General features: G+C 44.8%; 19 protein-coding genes and 1 tRNA gene. 10 read left to right on the forward strand and 10 right to left on the reverse strand.

Annotated features, from left to right (window positions below; genetic code table 11):
* Positions 1-13 precede the first annotated feature (13 nt).
* Complete coding sequence (locus Xish_RS10850; RefSeq protein WP_141553976.1) at positions 14-1,828, forward strand: S-type pyocin domain-containing protein; 1,815 nt, start codon at positions 14-16, stop codon at positions 1,826-1,828.
* A complete protein-coding gene (locus Xish_RS10855; protein ID WP_099117871.1) occupies positions 1,825-2,097 on the forward strand; it encodes a colicin immunity domain-containing protein in 273 nt (90 codons plus the stop codon). The genes Xish_RS10850 and Xish_RS10855 overlap by 4 nt, the downstream gene beginning before the upstream one ends.
* Positions 2,098-2,315: 218 nt before the next feature.
* Here the strand turns inward: Xish_RS10855 and Xish_RS10860 are convergent, their stop codons facing one another.
* From Xish_RS10860 to aspA, 8 genes are all read right to left on the reverse strand, one after another.
* Positions 2,316-4,421 (reverse strand): AAA family ATPase, encoded by a 2,106-nt coding sequence (locus tag Xish_RS10860; protein WP_099117872.1) that lies wholly within the window; start codon positions 4,419-4,421, stop codon positions 2,316-2,318.
* Positions 4,422-4,529: 108 nt separating this feature from the next.
* The gene (locus tag Xish_RS10865) at positions 4,530-4,736 is read right to left on the reverse strand and encodes a helix-turn-helix transcriptional regulator (RefSeq protein WP_099117873.1); all 207 of its coding nucleotides are present in this window, start codon (positions 4,734-4,736) and stop codon (positions 4,530-4,532) included.
* Positions 4,737-4,875: 139 nt separating this feature from the next.
* Complete coding sequence (locus tag Xish_RS10870) at positions 4,876-6,147, reverse strand: tyrosine-type recombinase/integrase (RefSeq protein ID WP_099117874.1); 1,272 nt, start codon at positions 6,145-6,147, stop codon at positions 4,876-4,878.
* 165 nt (positions 6,148-6,312) lie between these two features.
* A tRNA-Phe gene (locus tag Xish_RS10875) sits at positions 6,313-6,388 on the reverse strand.
* 129 nt (positions 6,389-6,517) lie between these two features.
* Positions 6,518-7,090, reverse strand: a complete 573-nt coding sequence (dicD, locus tag Xish_RS10880) for a division control transcriptional repressor DicD (protein ID WP_099117875.1) — start codon at positions 7,088-7,090, stop codon at positions 6,518-6,520.
* 24 nt (positions 7,091-7,114) lie between these two features.
* Entirely contained in the window at positions 7,115-8,887 is a 1,773-nt protein-coding gene (locus Xish_RS10885; RefSeq protein WP_099117876.1) for a protein-disulfide reductase DsbD, read from the reverse strand.
* A gap of 209 nt (positions 8,888-9,096) precedes the next feature.
* Positions 9,097-10,398, reverse strand: coding sequence for an anaerobic C4-dicarboxylate transporter (locus tag Xish_RS10890; protein ID WP_099117877.1), 1,302 nt, complete (start codon positions 10,396-10,398; stop codon positions 9,097-9,099).
* A 139-nt stretch (positions 10,399-10,537) separates the two neighbouring features.
* Positions 10,538-11,962 carry an aspartate ammonia-lyase gene (gene aspA / locus Xish_RS10895; RefSeq protein ID WP_099117878.1) on the reverse strand — a complete coding sequence of 475 codons (1,425 nt, stop codon included), beginning with the start codon at positions 11,960-11,962 and terminating at the stop codon, positions 10,538-10,540.
* 332 nt (positions 11,963-12,294) lie between these two features.
* Between aspA and Xish_RS10900 the strand changes: the two genes are divergently transcribed.
* The 4 genes from Xish_RS10900 to Xish_RS10915 all read left to right on the forward strand — a co-directional run bounded on the left by Xish_RS10900 (position 12,295) and on the right by Xish_RS10915 (position 15,402).
* Complete coding sequence (locus Xish_RS10900) at positions 12,295-12,816, forward strand: FxsA family protein (protein WP_099117879.1); 522 nt, start codon at positions 12,295-12,297, stop codon at positions 12,814-12,816.
* A gap of 131 nt (positions 12,817-12,947) precedes the next feature.
* A complete protein-coding gene (locus Xish_RS10905; protein ID WP_074020370.1) occupies positions 12,948-13,241 on the forward strand; it encodes a co-chaperone GroES in 294 nt (97 codons plus the stop codon).
* A gap of 61 nt (positions 13,242-13,302) precedes the next feature.
* Entirely contained in the window at positions 13,303-14,949 is a 1,647-nt protein-coding gene (gene groL, locus Xish_RS10910; RefSeq protein WP_099117880.1) for a chaperonin GroEL, read from the forward strand.
* Positions 14,950-15,060: 111 nt separating this feature from the next.
* Positions 15,061-15,402, forward strand: coding sequence for a DUF4156 domain-containing protein (locus Xish_RS10915; RefSeq protein WP_099117881.1), 342 nt, complete (start codon positions 15,061-15,063; stop codon positions 15,400-15,402).
* Between the two features lie 168 nt (positions 15,403-15,570).
* Here the strand turns inward: Xish_RS10915 and epmB are convergent, their stop codons facing one another.
* Positions 15,571-16,599, reverse strand: a complete 1,029-nt coding sequence (gene epmB / locus Xish_RS10920; protein WP_099117882.1) for an EF-P beta-lysylation protein EpmB — start codon at positions 16,597-16,599, stop codon at positions 15,571-15,573.
* Positions 16,600-16,639: 40 nt separating this feature from the next.
* Here epmB and efp point away from each other — a divergent pair, with 40 nt between their 5' ends.
* Together efp and sugE are read left to right on the forward strand one after the other, a co-directional pair.
* Positions 16,640-17,206: an elongation factor P gene (efp, locus tag Xish_RS10925; RefSeq protein WP_099117883.1), complete on the forward strand. Its 567-nt coding sequence runs from the start codon at positions 16,640-16,642 to the stop codon at positions 17,204-17,206.
* 203 nt (positions 17,207-17,409) lie between these two features.
* Positions 17,410-17,724, forward strand: coding sequence for a quaternary ammonium compound efflux SMR transporter SugE (gene sugE, locus Xish_RS10930; RefSeq protein ID WP_099117884.1), 315 nt, complete (start codon positions 17,410-17,412; stop codon positions 17,722-17,724).
* A 39-nt stretch (positions 17,725-17,763) separates the two neighbouring features.
* Here sugE and Xish_RS10935 read toward each other — a convergent pair whose 3' ends face one another.
* Positions 17,764-17,976 (reverse strand): helix-turn-helix domain-containing protein, encoded by a 213-nt coding sequence (locus tag Xish_RS10935; protein ID WP_099117885.1) that lies wholly within the window; start codon positions 17,974-17,976, stop codon positions 17,764-17,766.
* 211 nt (positions 17,977-18,187) lie between these two features.
* On the opposite strand from Xish_RS10935, the gene Xish_RS10940 reads away from it, so the two are divergent.
* A complete protein-coding gene (locus Xish_RS10940; protein WP_341865756.1) occupies positions 18,188-18,358 on the forward strand; it encodes a helix-turn-helix domain-containing protein in 171 nt (56 codons plus the stop codon).
* Positions 18,359-18,636: 278 nt separating this feature from the next.
* Positions 18,637-19,413: a sulfite exporter TauE/SafE family protein gene (locus Xish_RS10945; RefSeq protein ID WP_099117887.1), complete on the forward strand. Its 777-nt coding sequence runs from the start codon at positions 18,637-18,639 to the stop codon at positions 19,411-19,413.
* Positions 19,414-19,476: the final 63 nt, after the last annotated feature.

The raw sequence follows: 19,476 nt of genomic DNA on the forward strand, positions 1-19,476 counted from the left end.
AGGATTTAACCGAATGAGTGACACAGGAAGATTAGATTGTGTTCCCTGCAATACATTCAAACACTGGCTGGAATTTCAGTTATTGGATAGTCAGGGCAAGCCATTAATCGGTATTCCCTATCACCTGAAAAGCCGGGATGGGGTGATCAAGGCCAATGGCGTGACGAATGGTCAGGGGGTTCTGCGGGAAGAAAATTTATCGCCGTTGCCCATGACCCTGCATGTGAATGCGCAGAAACTGGCCGACCAATTGGTTGAAAAACATTCTGTTGCAGCGGTGAAAAATGAAAAAGCATCGGGTTCCTCCCCCGCGATTATGCCGGGCGAACTCAGTGATGGACTGCCGAAGATCGAAGGCTGGACAGAAGAAGCCCTGCAAACAAAATATTACACTGACCGCGAATATCCGGGCATCACGGTGATACCCGAACATAACCGCCGGCATGTGATAGCCGTCGAACGTATTGTGAAACCAGTATTTGCAAAATCCTGCCTGCAACCTTTGGGTTGCACCGATGCGGGTACAGAAACCGAGCCCGCAGCCAATTTTGGTCAATTGCAGGTTTACCTGCCAGCACCCACATCGCAGGCACCCGCAACGGCTTCTGCGGCGCAGGATAAAAACACGCCGCCATGGTATATGGTGCCGATAGGATGGCTGCTTGATCAAGTGGTGCCACCGGCACAAGCCCATCCGCTGGTGTTTCAGGCAATGGAAACGCAGATGGCATTGGGTGCGGCAGTGGGTACGGCGAGTAATAACGATGGATCATGGGAAACCGAAAGCGCTCCGCCACTGATTTCTGAGAAAGAGAAGCTGTTCATGGCCGCCATTGTCTCTTCCACACCGACGGACCGGGCACAGTTAGCCTGGGGGGCTCTGAAACGGGCATTTGGCGCTGACAGTGACACGGCTCAACACCAGCTCGAAAGACTGAAACAACTGGCTGATCAAAAAGGCCGTGCAGAGACCCGTGTTCGCTATCGTTTTGTGGAGGATGAGAAGAGCGGAAAAGTGAAGGTGGTTGGTTACCATACCCGCGAAGGAAGTGGTATGGATACGGTTAAAGTGCGTCACGTGAAGCAAACCGCACCGGGAACATACGAATTTCGGGAGGATGGCGCGGATTCGCCTATACTGGTCTGGTACACTAACGCGTCGTCAATGTATAAGGCATTATCACCGCAGGAATTACCTCAATATTTTAACCAGCGTGGTACGCCAATCAATGTCAACACTGTGCCGCTTGATGATCCGAGCATGACCGGTCAAACACCCGGCCTGGAAATCCCAGAGCAGCCAACGTGGCGGGACGGTGTGATGGGTAACCCGCAGCAAGATCCGAATGAAATGGCGGGGAACAAAACAGAAACGCCAATATCGGATGGAACAGACCGCGGGCCAACGAAGACGACTACACCGGTACAGGAGAGTGATTTCCGAGATTATATTCTGATTTTCCCGATTGAGGGCGTGCCGGCGGTTTATGTTTATTTGAGTAAAATTGAAGAGCTTGATTCAGATAAGTATACTCGTCGCCAATTAGATCGAAAGTTCAAACATGCAAAAGATTTTGGTATTGACAGTACAAGAAAAAATAAAGAAACATTAACTCAGTTTAGGGATGCCATTGAAGAACATTTGAACGATGCTGAAACTTTCGAAAAAGGAACATATTTGTTAGAAAATGGCAGTAAAGTTTTTTTTAATACTAAAACAAATAATGTTGTAGTAATAGGGAATGATGGAATGTTCTTATCCTGTTGGAAATTAAGTCCAGGAACTGCACAATATGAAAATTATATTGAAAAGGATACCTTAAGATGAGTTTAAAATTGATTAACCTTGCTAAATATTTTTGTGCTCATGACATTGATGCTGATGAGTTTACAGATAGATACATTTCTTTATGGATGGATGAAAGAGATAATAATCAATTAGTAATTGATGGCAAAAAAGTTGATGAGGTTAGCTCTTCAATATTTTGTTTTGCAGATATGTATAATCCTGATTCAGATAGAAGACCTTCTGAATTTGATGAAAATGAGTTAAGACTGAAGGTTAAATCTATTTTGCATAAATATAATCTTGATTAAATAACACCTGACGCGCTGCGCTTGTCATCTCCGTGCTACCGGGCTAATACATTAACCCGGTAGCACGGAGAGCTAGAAAAATACCTGCCAGAAAAAATATTTCCTCACCTGCTCCTCATTTTTCTCCTCACTTTTTCCATATATATGCGAAAAAAGTGAGGAAAACGGTGAGCAGTAAAATCCCTCTCCTCACCGCTCCTCACTTTATGACTCACTTTTTAATCTTCATTATTCTGGTTAACAATGCTAAGTTCCTGTCCATTGCGGATAATCAATCTCTCTTGCTCTAACTTGGTCAACCAGCGGCTGAAATTCTTCACATTCACGCCCATAGATTTTAAATCATCACGGACAAGGGCAATGCTGCAATGCTCTTTTAAGGCGGTACGAGACCGGATGCACTGCCACAATACTGTATGATTATCGGTCTTATTGGAAACATGATCGATTTCTTCCTCCTCAACCGGATCACGTGGTCTGTCAATCAGCGCCAATGACGTAATATCCTCACCATCTTTATCGGTAAAAAGTTCAACTACGCGCATGTCATAAGCTTTGGTTTCCGGTTCTTCGGCATCTTTCATTTTGGTGCAGGTGATAACCAACGCACCGCCTCTTTTCCCTTCCCGGTTGATCCGATATTCAACATCCAGCGCCGCACGAAAGGCACTGGAACCTCTTGCGCCTTTGCTTTCATCCTTGCCGGAATGGTGAACCACGAGAATGCTTGCGCCTGTTTTAGCTTTCAGCTCGTCACAACCCCGGACAAACGCGCCCATATCTTTTGAATCATTTTCATCAGCGCCGCCAAAACAGCGGGCTAAGGTGTCCAGAATAATCAGGCGTACCGGTTCGCCTGTTTCAGACTCAACTTGTTGGGCGGCAATCACCAGTTCATGCACTTCGGCAGGCGAGGCCGGAAAAACCGGCGTATTAATCAGATACATACTTTCAACTGCCTGACCGTTGACGATTTCCCATGCTTTGATGCGCCGGGGCACACCAATCCCGCCTTCGCCGACAACGTACAGCACAGAACCCTGAGCAACCTGTTTACCTGCCCATGGCTTACCCGTGGCAATATGACAACCCCATGCGCCTGCCAGAAAACTTTTATATGACCCGCTAGCTCCGTAAATGCTGCATAAGGAATGTGCTGGAATAATACCTTTAACAACATAGTCCAACTGAGCGTCAAATCCTTCTGAGCCAACGGATAGGGGTAATTTTGTCTTACGCTTTGGATAAAGCGTTTCTACATTGTGATAATTGTGGTTTTCTGTTGCGTGACTGTTCATTGATTTCCCCACTTGATACAAATATTTACTGAATGCCTGCTTTGCTGCCTCATTACCATGATGCTGACGATAATCGTCCCAGTCGGCTTTATGCTTTGTAGGCGGTAATGTGACCCAACCATTCACCGCAAGGGCAGCTTTTTCTGCTGAGATCTTGCCGACATTCACTTTGGGTTTGCCGTTTTTATCCAGTTCGTCAGGATGATGCCAGTCATTATCTGCGGCAATAATGATTTTGGTGTCCGGCCAGCGTTCCCGAATGGATTTGGCAACAGAAGATAAATTGCCCTCATCCAGCGCCGCCAGAACAGTGCCTTTATAGAGCTGGCTAACCGTGAGTGCTGTGGCGTAACCTTCGGTGATAATTACCGTCTCCGGATGCTCTTCCAGCACTGTCAAGGGAATAAACGCGCCTTTTTTCTGGCTGCCGGGGAAGAATTTTTTCTCGCCATTGGGTTTAATGATCTGCGCACCGGTGACTTTTTTATCCAGAGTTGTCAGTGCCAACACTGTCGAATTATCAAACAGTAGCCGCTGATCAAGATGTTGCAGACCCTTTGTAGCCAGATAGGGTGATTGCCCGGCGACAGTTTGCGCCATCAGTGCCGCCACTCTTTCGGCAATCGGTTGTGTTGGACAATGGGTTTCTTTGGCTGGCTTGGGAGCTGGCAAAGGTAGTGCCAGTACGTTAGCGACAACTTTTGCCGCCTCAATAACAGAGATCCCGTTGGTTCTTGCCACCAAATCAAGCCCATCACCATAGTTCGGGGTATCACACTGGCGGCAATGCCAGTTGCCATGATGGTGATCATCGATAAAGTGAAAATGGTCAGTACCACCGCAAATAGGGCAAGCGCCATGTTTTCCCTTTACGGGGATATCAATACCACAAGCGGGCAACAGATTTTGCCAGGAATACATAGCTGAGGTTTTGACGGTTTGGATAAGATCAAGCGGTTTTTGGCTGCCTGATGTTTTTTGAACTGTAAATTTGGGGCGAGTTTGGGTATGCTGTGTATCAGCCATAATTTTTACCTTGCTTAATGGTTGTTGGTCAGACGCCTCGTAGTGTTGGTCGCACTTCGGGGCGTTGTGTTTTTATGTTACGTGTCTTATGTCATCTTCTTTTCTGTGTTATGCCGCCCGTGATTCTGCGATACGCTGGGCGATCCAGTCATCAATCTCTGATTCAGTAAAAGCCACTGAACGTGGGCCGATTTTGACCTGCTGCGGGAATTCTCCGTCGCTAATCAGTTTGTAGATCCATGCTTTGCTGTAACTCGTTCTGCGTTGCACTTCTGGCAAACGAATCAGGCTTGTTTTCAATGCTGCCATTGTCATGTCACTTCTCCTGTTACCCAGTCCCTGAAATGTCATCGTGGACGTTGTTTGATGACAGGCGGATTATTTAAAAAGCAAGACTTAATGAACAGCGTTAATTGTTTTTCTTCCGATGAAAATTAACGGGTTGCAAATTGTACTAGCGGTTTTTCCTGTCACGCAGCGGTTTGGCGAAGTCATAGGGTGTGATTGGCTTTTCCCTGTTCGCATCCAGATAATCCGCCCACCACTGCACCATCAGCCGCCGTTCATCCAGATGTTTGGATGTATGAATATACGCCGCCCGGACGTTGTTTCGTTCGATATGGCTTAACTGACGCTCGATGGCGTCATCGCTCCACAGGCCGGATTCGCCCATTGCACCGCGCGCCATTGTGCGGAAGCCATGCCCGCAGATATCGGTTTGGGTGTCGTAGCCCATATTGCGTAACGCACTATTGACGGTGTTTTCACTCATGACTTTCGCGGAATTATGATCGCTTGGGAACATCACTTCGCAGTTACCACTTAGTACGTGCAATTCTTTGAATAACGAGACTGCTTGACGGCTCAGGGGCACAATATGCTCCGTTTTCATTTTCATGCCGCGCTCAGAAAAGCGAACGCCTTTGATGGGTTTTCGTGTAGCGGGAATTTTCCAGACCGCGTTTTCAAGGTCGATTTCCTGCCAGCGGGCAAATCTCAGCTCACTGGAGCGGACAAACGTCAGCAGCGCCAGTTCTACCGCGATTTTGGTCAGTAAGCGCCCGCGATAGGAAGATAAGCGGGCTAAAAAGTCAGGCAAGTCTTCATGGGGTAGTGCGGGATGGTGACGGGATTTTGTGGTGGTGAGTGCGCCGGCCATGTCGTTAGCAGGGTTTGTTTCCAGAATATCGTTCTGGACGGCATAGCGCATGATAGCGGTGATACGCTGGCGTAGCCGTTGTGCTATATCGTGTTTGCCCTGTTCATCAATGGCTTTGACGGGGGCTAAAAGCTGGCTGGTGCGTAACGTGGTAATATCGCGTGCGCCGATATGCGGGAAAATAGACTGCTCAAGGCTGCGCAGCACTGTTTGGCTATGTCTGTCACTCCAGCGTTTGTTACTGGCGTGCCATGCGCGGGCGACTTCTTCAAACGAGTTCACTTTGGCAGGCGTTGGGGTGCCTTTCTTTTCGGCTTTGGGATCGATGCCCTGAGCCATCAGCTTTTTGGCCTCATCGCGTTTAGCGCGGGCATCGGCTAATGATACAGCGGGATAAACACCGAATGCCAGTCGGTCTTCTTTCTTATCGGTCGGACGATAATATTTCATCCGCCAGTACTTCGAGCCGCGAGCAGTGACTTCTAAATAGAGACCGCCGCCATCGGCAAGTTTGTAGGTTTTTTCTTTGGGCTTTGCAGTTTCGATTTGCCGAGCGTTTAGTTTCATTATTAAGGGCATCCTTGTAATCGAACGGTAAGTGCCCCGAATTATGCCCTTCGCTGCATCTTGATTGCAACAGACGAAACTAGACCTAAAAATAAGAATGGATGTTGATTTTGCAGGATTTGCTAAGAATTGTTTGACTGGGCTGGACTTCACTGGAAGTTGAAGTGGTGCCCGGAGGCGGAATCGAACCACCGACACGGGGATTTTCAATCCCCTGCTCTACCGACTGAGCTATCCGGGCTAACGGGGCGCATTAAACCGTATTCAGCCTAATCCGTCAAACACTTTCTGCGAAAAAACTATAGAAATTGATTGTTTGCTGTATTTTTATACCAGTTTGGTGTGGTTATTCAGCTAGGGACACTTTTTATTAACTTAATGCCCCATGTTTTCGGCATTTTGCGATGGTTAGAATATCTTGAGCCAAAATTTTTGCAGTGATCACATCTTCAAGGTTTCTTTTCACTAATAGCTTACTAAGACACCCCTCAAGGATAAGTTCCATCTGTTGGGCAACTTGCTTACTGTCGTCAATATCAAGTTGTTGTAATAATTCTTCCGTGTAATGGAAAGAGTTTTGTTTTTGTAATTCGGCCAATTGGTGGATTGGATGGTCAACGTCAGGAAAAGTGCTGCAGGCAGCAATAAACAGACAGCCTGGATAACGCTGTTCCCGTACTTTTTCCTTGAGGGCATCGTAACGTGCCAGTAATTTTTGTTCAGGGTTTAAGGTATTATCCAACAGGGTTTGACGCTGCCAGATTTCAATTTGCTGACTGTGGTAGCGCAGGCAGTCGTAGAGCAAGGCTTCACGATCAGGCCAAAAATGTTTTATATGGTCGGTTTCAATATTAAAAGGAGTTAAAAGTGTCTCTAGTGTCGCTGACAGGCCATGTTGCTCTAATAAATTCAGGACATGGCTAAGCATATGTTCACGTTGCACGGTGGTTCTCCTTCCAGATTATTTTTATTGTAGATGTTGTAATTGTTGTACATGCTGGTTAAAACGCTGAGCGTCCATAAATCCATTGACTCGCGAACCAGTTAGCTCTTTTCCCTTATCGAAAAACAAGATCGTGGGGAGTCCCAAGACTTGCATTTTTTGCAACAATTCTTTTTGTTTTGGGGCGTTATCCGTGACATCTGCCTGTAATAAGAGAAATTGGCTTAATTGTGCCTGTACTTGTGGATCACTGAAAGTATATTTTTCAAACTCTTTGCAGGCTACACACCAATCAGCATACAGATCCAACATAATCGGTCGATGATGATTTTCAGTCAGAATTTGACTTAATTCTTGCCAATCAGAGACTTGTTGAAATTGCAAAGTGGTTTTTTGCTGTTCTGCCGCTGGGTTTCCCCATACCCAATCTTGTAAAGGACGTGAAGCGATGAGTGCCAAAACTAGCAATAGGGCTTGTAAAGTCCGCACCCAGCCGTTTTTGCTGTTTAAGGTTAATGCGAACGCCCAACTGAGGAAAGATACTGCCAATATGCTCCACAATCTTATGCCCCATGTGTCACCAAGTACGCGTTCTAGCAGGAAGGCTGGCAAGGCCAATATAATAAATCCGAAAGCCTCTTTAACGTATTGCATCCACGGGCCGCTGCGTGGCAGGAGTTTGTGACCAAATAGTGTGACGGCGATAAGCGGTAAGCCCATTCCCAAGGCATAGAGGTACAAGGTCAAGCCGCCGACCAATGTATTACCGCTTTGAGCGATATAAAGCAAAATAGCACTGAGCGGTGCGGTCGTGCAGGGAGAAGCGATTAACCCAGCCAAGGCTCCCATCACAAATACACCAATATAAGAGCCGCTTTGCTGTTGGTTGCTCCAATCTACGAGGCGGGTTTGGAGCGAAGAAGGAAGTTGTAGTGTATATAGACCAAACATTGATAAGGCGAGCAAGATAAACAGCACTGACAGCCCTACGAGAATGTAAGGATTTTGCAAGGCAGCTTGAAACTGTAAGCCAGCCGCCGCGACGATTAAACCAAGTATTGTGTAAGTGAGCGCCATTCCCTGAACGTAACTCATGGCGAGCCAAAAGATCCTTTTTAGGCTTTCAGGACGTTTTTGACCCAAAATAATGCTGGAAATCAGCGGATACATGGGCAGTATGCAGGGAGTAAACGCAATGCCAATGCCAATTAATAACGCCCAGAGTGGCGAAAATGGCACATCATGGGATTCGGATGATATATCTCCCTGTTGCAAAGGTGCTTGTGAGGATACGTCTTCTTTATTTGTAACTATGTTGGTTGGTATCGCGGTTCCATTACTTGATAGGGGGGAGGCAGTAACAGCTTGCAATGGTATGTTTAGGGTCTCAGGTGGATAACAATAACCCGCTTCTGCACATCCTTGATATGTGACCTGGAGAGAGCTGTCGTTGGTGGCAGACAGAATGGGAATATCAATCTGTGCCGATTGAAAATAGACTTCTGTCTTGCCAAAAAACTCATCTTCATGATCTACACCTTTAGCGTATGTAATTTTACCCAATGATGTTTCTTGGTTAGGAATGATGTTGAATTGTTTTCGATAAAGGTAATAACCGGATTTAATATCCCAGTTCAGCGTGAGTTTATTTCCTTGTTGCTGAAAATCAAACATGAATGCCTGCTCAGCAGGAAGGTAGAGACTTTTCCCTGATTGCTCAAACAGTGCGCTAGCTTTGTCAGGAGACAGAGCGATGCTACTGAACAATAGAAACAACATAAGAATACGTTTCATCATAAGATAATCTTTAACCTGCCTGTATCGTGAGTTTGATTTGGGAAATTTATTAGAATCTGCACTATAACTGATGACGGCCATAGCAGAAAGTTACTTGTTCAATATTAAGACAATACTGGGTTTTTGACAGGAAAAGATAGGCAAGGAAGGAAGTTTCAGGGGCTGGTATGCCCCTGAAGTAACGATGTCAACCAAGCGAAATTGTAAAGTTACAAGATAATACCGCCAAACAGGAAACCGAATGTGACTGCCAATACAACGGCAAGAGTTCCCGGAATAAAGAATGGATGATTGAAGACAAAACGCCCGATACGAGTGGTTCCGGTATCATCCATCTGCACGGCTGCAACCAGTGTTGGATAAGTTGGCAGAATAAACAGACCAGACACCGCAGAGAACGAAGCAATCGCTGTTAATGGAGTAACACTCAGTGCCAGAGCCATTGGCATCAATGCCTTAGCAGTTGCTGCTTGTGAATAGAGCAAGGCTGAACAGAAGAAGAAAATAACTGCCAGCAGCCACGGTTTTGCGTGAATCAAACTGCCTGCGGTTTCTTTGATCCAATCGAGATTGGCCTGAACAAAAGTATCCCCCAGCCATGCAACCCCTAAGATACAGATACATGCGCTCATGCCTGCTTTGAAAGTGCTTGAGTTCAGGATGGCATCGGTATCGACGGAGCAAATAATGGTGGTGAGAGTAGCGATACTGAGCATGATAATCAAAATCGCATTTGTGGTGTTCATCAGGGGTTTTTCAACCAGGCCGACACTTGGACTATTGATAATGGCATAAATGACAACACTCACGACACCTAACAGGAACAACAGAACAGAGCATTTTGCTTTGGGTTTGATTTGAATCTGGCTGGCACCGCGCATTTCTATCAAACCATCTTCAAGGCGTTTTTGGTAAACAGGATCATTCGCCAGTTTGGCATCAAAAAGCCATGAAATAATAAATGACATAAGGATGATGGCACAAAATGTTGAAGGCAGTAATACCATTAAGAGGTGGATATAGCTGATGCCTTGCCCTTCCATAATAGACGCCATATAAACCACGGCCGCAGAAATCGGCGAAGCAGTGATCCCTATCTGGGCAGCAACAACGGCAGTAGAGAGTGGACGGCATGGTTTTATGCCTTGCTCTTTGGCAACCTCTGTAATAACGGGCAATGTTGCCAGTGAAATGTTTCCCGTGCCTGCAAATAGCGTCAGAAAATAAGTGACGATTGGTGCAAGGATTGTGATGTATTTGGGATTCTTACGCAGTAATTTTTCAGTTTGCTGAACGAGATAATCTAATCCCCCTGCCACTTGCATGGCCGATATCGCAGCAATGACGGCCATGATAATTGAAATAACATCAAATGGAATACTGCCTGGTTTAACACCGATGGCGGCGAGGATGAGGACACCAATTCCACCAGCAAAACCAATACCGATTCCCCCTAGTCGTGCTCCCAAAAAAATGGCCAGCAGAACGATGGCTAATTCTACGGCTAACATGTTAAATACTCCTTCATTTATTTAGTATTATGAAAATCTATGGTTAATAGTTTGTGTTTGCGGAAAATTAAAAAGGCACGCTTCCGGTTGGAATAGCGTGCCTTAATAATTAAGACGAACTTGTTATTATAATCATTAATTAGTCATCAAAACGTTTTGCTTTATAAGTTGGATGTTTTAGGTTCTCAACGGAGAAAATATCATCTAATTCAGTTTCGGTCAGTAAGCCGCGCTCAAGCACGACTTCACGGACGCTTTTGCCCGTTTCAGCACAGATCTTGCCCACGATATCACCATTATGGTGACCAATAAATGGGTTCAGATAAGTTACGATCCCGATGGAGTTGAAGACGAAACTTTCACAGACTTCTTTATTGGCAGTAATACCGTTGATACATTTTTCAACCAAATTACGGCAGGCATTGCTCAGGATAGCTATAGATTCAAACATAGCCTGACCAATCGCAGGTTCCATTACGTTAAGCTGTAACTGACCAGCTTCTGCTGCCATAGTGACGCAGGTATCATTACCGATGACTTTGAAGCAAACCTGGTTAACAACTTCTGGCACAACGGGGTTAACTTTCGCTGGCATGATGGAGGAACCAGCCTGCAATTCTGGCAGGTTGATTTCATTCAGACCAGCACGAGGACCGGAAGAGAGCAGACGCAAGTCATTACAAATCTTGGACATCTTAACCGCCAGACGCTTCAATGCGCTGTGAACCATAACGTAAGCTCCACAGTCAGAAGTAGCTTCTATCAAATCTTCTGCTGGTTGGCAAGGCAATCCTGTGACTTCGGCCAATTTTTCAACGACCAGTTTTTGGTAACCTGGTGCAGTATTCAGGCCAGTACCGATAGCGGTTGCGCCAAGGTTCACTTCCAGCAGTAGCTCTGCCGTGCGATTGATGTTTTTGATCTCTTCTTTCAACAGCACGGAAAAAGCACGGAATTCTTGACCCAGTGTCATTGGAACTGCATCTTGCAACTGGGTACGACCCATTTTCAGGATGTCGTCGAATTCAACCCCTTTTTTGTCGAAGCCTTCTTTCAGCAATTCGATGGAATCAATTAAGTGCATCAAGGAGTTATAAACAGCAATACGGAAGCCAGTAGGGTAAGCGTCATTGGTTGACTGACTTCTATTCAGGTGATCATTTGGGTTCAGGTACTCATATTCACCTTTTTGATGCCCCATCAATTCCAGGCCGATATTTGCCAACACCTCATTAGTGTTCATGTTCAATGAAGTACCGGCACCACCCTGAAAGACATCAACAGGGAACTGATCCATACATTTGTTTTTAATGAGAACTTCATCACAGGCTTTGACAATGATATCTGCCACTTTTCCAGGAATAGTATGGAGTTCTTTGTTTGCCAGTGCCGCGGCTTTTTTCACCATCACCATGCCACGGATGAATTCAGGCACATTGTTGATGGTACGGTCACTGATATAAAAGTTTTCAATCGCACGCAGAGTGTGAATACCGTAGTAGGCTTCAGCAGGAACTTCTCGTTTACCTAACAGGTCTTCTTCGATACGAATGTTGTTTGACATGAGAACCTTCTTAAAATTTGGATACGTTTTTTGACTGTTCTATTACGTGTTTGTTGAAAAAAATGTTGCCGACAACAATTTCCCTGATATTAGACACTTATCATGAAATTGCTGGCGCGATCATATGTGGATTTGTGAGAAATGCCTTGAACCTGGATCACTTTATAGTGCTATTTTATTAATGAAATAGCATATGTGTGATTAAGGTCACGATTACGGAGAGAAAAAGTTAAGAGTTTGAAGTATTGAAAACGATCACGATTATCCCCACATGTGTTATCTAACACCATATTATGTGATCTAACCCCCAATAATAATGAAAGGAGAACCACGTGCGTTGGCTCCCGCTTATCCTTATATGCCTTCTGGTTTACATCGAGTCTGTCCTGTTTGTTCGGATTGCCTCTGAAGTTGGGGTCTTGTTGACTCTGTTACTGGTTATTCTTACGTCTTGTCTTGGTGTATCCCTTGTGCGTAATCAGGGCATCAAGAATTTCATTTCTATGCAGCAAAAACTCGCGGCAGGTGAGAGTCCTGCGCAAGAAGCTGTTAAAAGTGTTTCTTTGGTCATAGCTGGGTTTTTACTGATATTGCCTGGTTTTTTCACCGATTTTCTCGGATTACTGTTGTTATTGTCTCCGGTACAGAAATTTCTGACAGCGAAGTTATTGCCTCATATTAAGTTTTACCGTCCAAATACTTTTTATGGTTCCGGTAATCATGGTCAGAACGGGCAGACTTTTGAGGGAGAATATGAACGCAGGAAAGATGATGCTTCTCATATATTGGATGACCAAAAATCCGCTGAGCAAAAGAATTCTGGTGAATCTGGCAGCGAACGCAATAAGAAATGAAAATATTTTTGCTACCCACCCTTGAAGTCATGATTTCAAGCCCCAATTTGTAGCTTCGTGATACTGGTTCTGTTGGGTTCTGGTATCAATCCTCTTACCTGATATGGACTTTATTTATAGGAGATCTATCAATGAAAATTCGTCCATTACATGACCGCGTTATCATTAAACGTACAGAAGTTGAATCAAAATCTGCTGGCGGTATTGTTTTGACAGGCTCCGCTGCGGGCAAATCTACCCGTGGAAAAGTTCTGGCAGTCGGCAATGGTCGCATTCTCGAAAACGGGGAAGTGAAGGCGCTGGACGTAAAAGTGGGTGATACCGTCATTTTTAATGAAGGTTACGGCGTTAAAACAGAAAAGATCGATAATGAAGAAGTATTGATCATGTCTGAGAGCGACATTCTGGCAATTGTTGAAGCGTAATAGAGAATCTTATTATTACGCTTAGATCTTCTTAATTGAATGAATTTAAAGGAAAGACACAATGGCAGCTAAAGACGTAAAATTTGGTAATGATGCTCGCAGCAAAATGCTACGCGGTGTAAATGTACTGGCTGATGCAGTTAAAGTGACCTTGGGTCCTAAAGGCCGTAATGTAGTTCTGGATAAATCTTTCGGTGCGCCTGTCATCACTAAAGACGGTGTATCTGTAGCACGTGAAATCGAATTGGAAGACAAATTCGAGAACATGGGTGCTCAGATGGTTAAAGAAGTCGCCTCTAAAGCTAATGATGCGGCAGGTGATGGTACCACCACAGCAACTGTATTGGCTCAAGCTATCGTCACCGAAGGTCTGAAAGCTGTTGCTGCTGGCATGAACCCAATGGATCTAAAACGCGGTATCGATAAAGCCGTTGTTTCCGCTGTTGATGCGCTGAAAAAACTGTCCGTACCTTGCTCTGATTCCACTGCTATTGCACAGGTTGGTACTATCTCTGCAAACTCCGACGAAACCGTAGGTAAACTGATCGCAGAAGCGATGGACAAAGTCGGCAAAGAAGGTGTAATCACCGTTGAAGAAGGTACTGGTCTGGAAGACGAGCTGGATGTTGTTGAAGGTATGCAGTTCGACCGTGGTTACCTGTCTCCTTATTTCATCAACAAACCAGAATCGGGTTCTGTTGAACTGGAAAACCCATACATCCTGCTGGTTGACAAGAAAATTTCCAACATCCGTGAACTACTGCCAGTTCTGGAAGGCGTCGCTAAGGCAAGCAAGCCTTTGATGATTATCGCCGAAGATGTTGAAGGTGAAGCATTGGCAACTCTGGTTGTTAACAACATGCGTGGTATCGTGAAAGTTGCTGCGGTTAAAGCACCAGGCTTCGGTGATCGCCGTAAAGCAATGTTGCAAGATATCGCTACCCTGACTAACGGTACTGTTATCTCTGAAGAGATTGGTCTGGAGCTGGAAAAAGCGACTCTGGAAGATCTGGGTCAGGCAAAACGTGTTGTTATCAACAAAGACACCACAACTATCATTGATGGTGTAGGTGAAGAAAGCGCAATTGCTGCGCGTGTTACTCAGATCCGTCAGCAAATCGAAGAATCTACTTCTGACTATGACCGTGAAAAACTGCAAGAGCGTGTAGCTAAACTGGCAGGCGGTGTTGCTGTAATCAAAGTCGGTGCAGCAACTGAAGTTGAAATGAAAGAAAAACGCGCTCGCGTTGACGATGCACTGCACGCAACTCGTGCGGCTGTAGAAGAAGGTGTTGTTGCTGGTGGTGGTGTTGCTCTGGTTCGTGTTGCTAGCGCGATCACTGACCTGACTGGTGACAACGAAGATCAGAACGTTGGTATTCGCGTTGCACTGCGTGCAATGGAAGCGCCAATGCGTCAGATCGTAGACAACGCAGGTGAAGAACCCTCTGTTGTTGTAAACAACGTGAAAGCAGGTAAAGACAACTACGGTTATAACGCTGCAACTGAACAGTACGGCGATATGATCGAAATGGGTATCTTGGATCCAACTAAAGTAACCCGTTCTGCACTGCAATTCGCAGCTTCTATCGCTGGCCTGATGATCACCACCGAAGCAATGGTAACTGAACTGCCTAAAGATGACAAAGCTGACTTAGGTGCTGCTGGTGGTATGGGCGGTATGGGTGGAATGGGCGGCATGATGTAGTGCTGTTCATCCTGATGATGGAATTATTCATCCGTTAGGATAAGCCCTTAAAGGCGAGCAGGAGAAACTTGCTCGCCTTTTTGTTTTTTCCTATAACCCATGAGGGAAGTTATGCGAATTAAAATTTTGTTGGGTGCGTCAGTATTACTATTAGCGGGGTGCACAACAACTCACCAATTAACCTCTGCTGGCGCTAATGTGCGTTTTGTGGATACACAACCAAATAGTGAATGCCAACGGTTAGGTGAAGTTACTGGTACTCAAAGCAACTGGCTCAATGGTGTTAGCAATGAAAGCAGTTCTATGCGCAGTGCAGCCAATGACTTACGTAATAAAGCGGCTGAAATGGGTGGCAATGTTATTTATGGCATAAATAGTCCATCAGAGGGATTGTTGGCGAGTTTTGTTCCTCTTGATAGCAAAATGGTTGGTCAGGTCTATAAGTGCCCCTAGATATTAATCGATGGGGTTAGTAGAAAATGGTTCGGGCAATTCCCAGAAAGAATGTTTCGAAACCCAAGAGTTGCGTATACATTTAGTTTCTGTGCATTGCCCAGTTAGAAAAGCTTTAATGATGATAGTATTGGCCTAATCAGTAATCGATTGGCACAGCAACTGTCACTAGTTTTGAGCCAGCCCTAAATCCAGCGGTGTTTTGCTTGGTTCCCCACCAATTTCTCTGGTCAGACTCGGAACCAGATAACCGGAAACTTTAGTTAATAATTCTCGCATGATGGCTTTTGCCTCTTCATCGTCCACGAGAAAATGTGCGGCACCTTGAACTTTATCCAGAACGTGGATGTAGTAAGGTAGTATGCCTGCGTCAAAGAGTGCATTACTTAAATCGGCCAAAGTATCCGCGTTATTATTGACATCACGTAACATTACACTTTGATTCAGCAGTGTTACCCCAGCTTGTTTTAGTCGCATCATACTTGTGCGGAACGCGTCATCAATTTCATTTGCATGGTTGATATGGGTCACCATGATCACCTGCAAACGAGTTTGTGCTAGACGATCACACAGTGAAAGCGTGATTCGATCAGGGATCACAACCGGCAAACGCGTATGAATACGTAACCGCTTAATGTGTGGAATGGACTCAAGGCGACTGATTAACCAGTCCAGTTCATGATCCTTAGCCATTAGCGGATCACCACCAGAGAAGATAATTTCGTCAAGCTCTGGGTGTTGTTCAATATAATCCAGAGCGAGCAGCCAATTGCTTTTACTACCTTTATTATCTGAATAAGGAAAATGACGACGAAAACAATAGCGACAATTAACCGCGCAGCCCCCTTTAACCAATAGCAAGGCTCGATTGCGATATTTATGCAATAGTCCCGGAACCACACTACGTTGTTCATCCAATGGGTCAGTAGAAAAACCAGAGGATATAACAAACTCTTCCCGTGAGGTCAGAACCTGTAATAGAAGAGGATCATGGGGATCGCCTTTTTTCATCCGTGTTACAAATGCTTTTGGCACACGTAGAGGAAATAAGCGCTTTGCTTCATTGCCTTCTTGTAACTCCGTGTGTGTGTTTAAAGATAATAGTTGTAATAACTCATTGGGATCAGTAATAACATCCGCGAGTTGTTGTAGCCAGGCTTCTCTGACAGGGTGAATATGGGTTATAATGTGTGCCATTTTTTGGCTAAGCCATTTTGTTAAAAATTAGAGGATCTCCATGGCTACTTATAGTACCAATGAATTCCGTTCAGGTCTTAAAATCATGTTAGATGGCGAGCCGTGCGCTATTCTTGACAGTGAATTTGTTAAACCAGGTAAAGGGCAAGCATTCGCCCGTGTTCGTATTCGTAAACTGATCTCTGGTAAACTGCTGGAAAAAACTTTTAAATCAACAGATTCTGTTGAAAGCGCAGATGTCATGGATGTCAACCTGACTTATTTGTACAACGATGGTGAATTCTGGCACTTCATGAACAACGAAACTTTCGAGCAGTTGGCTGCGGATGAGAAAGCCGTTGGTGACAGTGCAAAATGGCTGATCGATCAGGCAGAATGTATTCTGACTCTGTGGGATGGCCGTCCTATCGCTGTAACTCCACCAAATTTTGTTGAACTGGAAATCGTTGATACCGATCCAGGTCTGAAAGGTGATACTGCTGGTACCGGCGGTAAACCGGCAACCCTGAGCACTGGCGCCGTAGTTAAAGTACCTCTGTTTGTACAGCTCGGCGAAGTGATCAAAGTTGACACTCGTTCTGGCGAATACGTTTCTCGCGTGAAATAATCACGTTTGCTATTCTAAAAAAACCGCAGCCTCTTCGTCTAGAGGTTGCGGTTTTTTTGTTATAACTCGTTGGGTATTATCATTGTGGCTATCAGATCAGATGGCTATAATCCAATTTCATTTCTTACCGTTATCCTGGACGACCTGGATAAACGTCATCTCACCGGGGACGACCCCACTTGCCATTATATAAAGGGAACGACATGTCTTGGTTGATCCTTCTGATTGCTGGTTTATTGGAAGTCGTGTGGGCGGTGGGCTTAAAATATACCCACGGTTTTTCACGCTGGGTGCCGAGTTTAATTACGATCAGCGCAATGATCGTTAGTATGGGATTGCTAGCCTATGCTATGAAAAATCTACCGGCAGGAACTGCCTACGCTGTATGGACAGGCATTGGAGTGGTAGGTACGGCAATTTTCGGCATCATGGTGTTGGGAGAGTCTGCGAATTTCGCTCGGATATTGAGCCTAGGCCTGATTGTGACAGGTATTATTGGCTTAAAGCTGGCGAGCTGATTGCTTATAAATAAACCCAGCGTAGTGCTGGGTTTATAATTATTTCTTTTCATAACGCGAAGGCCATATTTCTTCTGGTGTGCGTCCTAGCGCTGTTGCAATAAGACGTTCGCCTTTTGGCCAGTGACGTTGCAATGCATTGGCAAGAGTTGATGACGCCAGCCCTGCTGTTCGCGATACTTCTGACAGTGTTGTTCCGCGTTTTTTCAATTCAGCGATGATATCAGCAGAATGCCAGTCTTTTTTTTCCATCCTTAAGCTCTCCAATTATCTTTTTAATTAAAAAGTAAATGAGTATTCAGTAGACTATAAGTCACACATCATAGCATAACTCTAGCTGAAACGTGACTTATAGTCCGTGGTCGGATAAGTAACATGAATCGATACTTATCGGATGAAAAAATCGAACAACATCAGATCCCTTTTTGGCCAAAGAATTAGGTATCTCAGGAGAGAAGCTGGGATGTCACAGGAGGCTTTTGCCGATAAGTGTGGACTGGATCGCACTTATGTCAGTGGCATTGAACGTGGTGTCAGGAATCCTACCTTGGAAATTATTAATGTGATAGCAAATGGATTACAGATTGAACTCAGTGAATTATTTGACTTTGGGGTAATACACCCTCCCCATTAAAACGCATTATTAAGAGAATAAATATAATAAATACAGGTTGTTAGAAAGATAATTTTCAGCAACCAACCCCCTATATTTTCATCTTCTTTACTTTCAGTTGCAAAGTTATAGCCAAATAAAGCGGTGGCTTGAAAGAGTCATATTCCCTTATCGTTTGGTCTTAGTACCAAACTGAGAGATATATTCTATTTTTGAATATGATATTTATTTTTGTCATATTATGGGCAGTCTTTGCTGAAATTTGGTAAGAAAATGATCTTTGAGCTGGGAACGAAATGATGTTAGTTATCCCTGAACTTGCGATTGGGGCGATTGTTGGCTTGATTATCAGTATTACCGGTGTTGGTGGTGGAGTGATAGTTTTGCCAATCCTGACCTATTTTTTTGGATTAGATGCACTGGCTTCTGTCGCGACGGCTAATCTTCTTTCAATGCTGATGAAAATATCATCTTCTTATATGCACTTCCGCATGGGCAATATTCCCTTACGCCAATCTTTGATTATTCTGCTGATTATGATACCCGGTACGGTGTTCGCCAGTTATGGAGTCACAATGCTGAGTTATTTAAGCCATAATCGGGTACAACTTGAGTGGGGAATTAATTTACTGGTTTTATTGGCTATCTTATTTTCCCTTTATCTTTTTTACCGCCGAATACGTCAGCCGCAGTTGCATATGAACCAAACACAATTACAACCTGGGCTGATTAAGCCTTTCTTGCTGCCTGGTACAGGGGCTGGATTAGTGCTTGGGGCGACTGGGGTTGGTGGGGGCATAGTGGTATTGCCGCTATTGTTACGCTATGGGCAGATGAGTATTAAACAAGCGGTCGGAGTTTCCCTTTTTATCACGATGATATTATCCGGCTCGTCTGCTTTTGCTTATGGAGATCATACGAATTGGGAACTGGCGTTGGTGCTGTTTTTAGGTTCTTTACTGGCTATCCCTTTTGCCAGATATTTGATAAAGCATTTGTCTGACAAGATATTGCAATATGCCACATTGTTCCTGATCTTATGTAGCGCTATGTTGATGGGCATCCGGTTAATTTGACAGAAATGCTTTGGCTATTGAAGCTATCTCTCCGCCCCAATAGCCAAAGAATAAATTAGTAAT

This window comes from Xenorhabdus ishibashii, from assembly GCF_002632755.1.
Classification (GTDB): domain Bacteria; phylum Pseudomonadota; class Gammaproteobacteria; order Enterobacterales; family Enterobacteriaceae; genus Xenorhabdus; species Xenorhabdus ishibashii.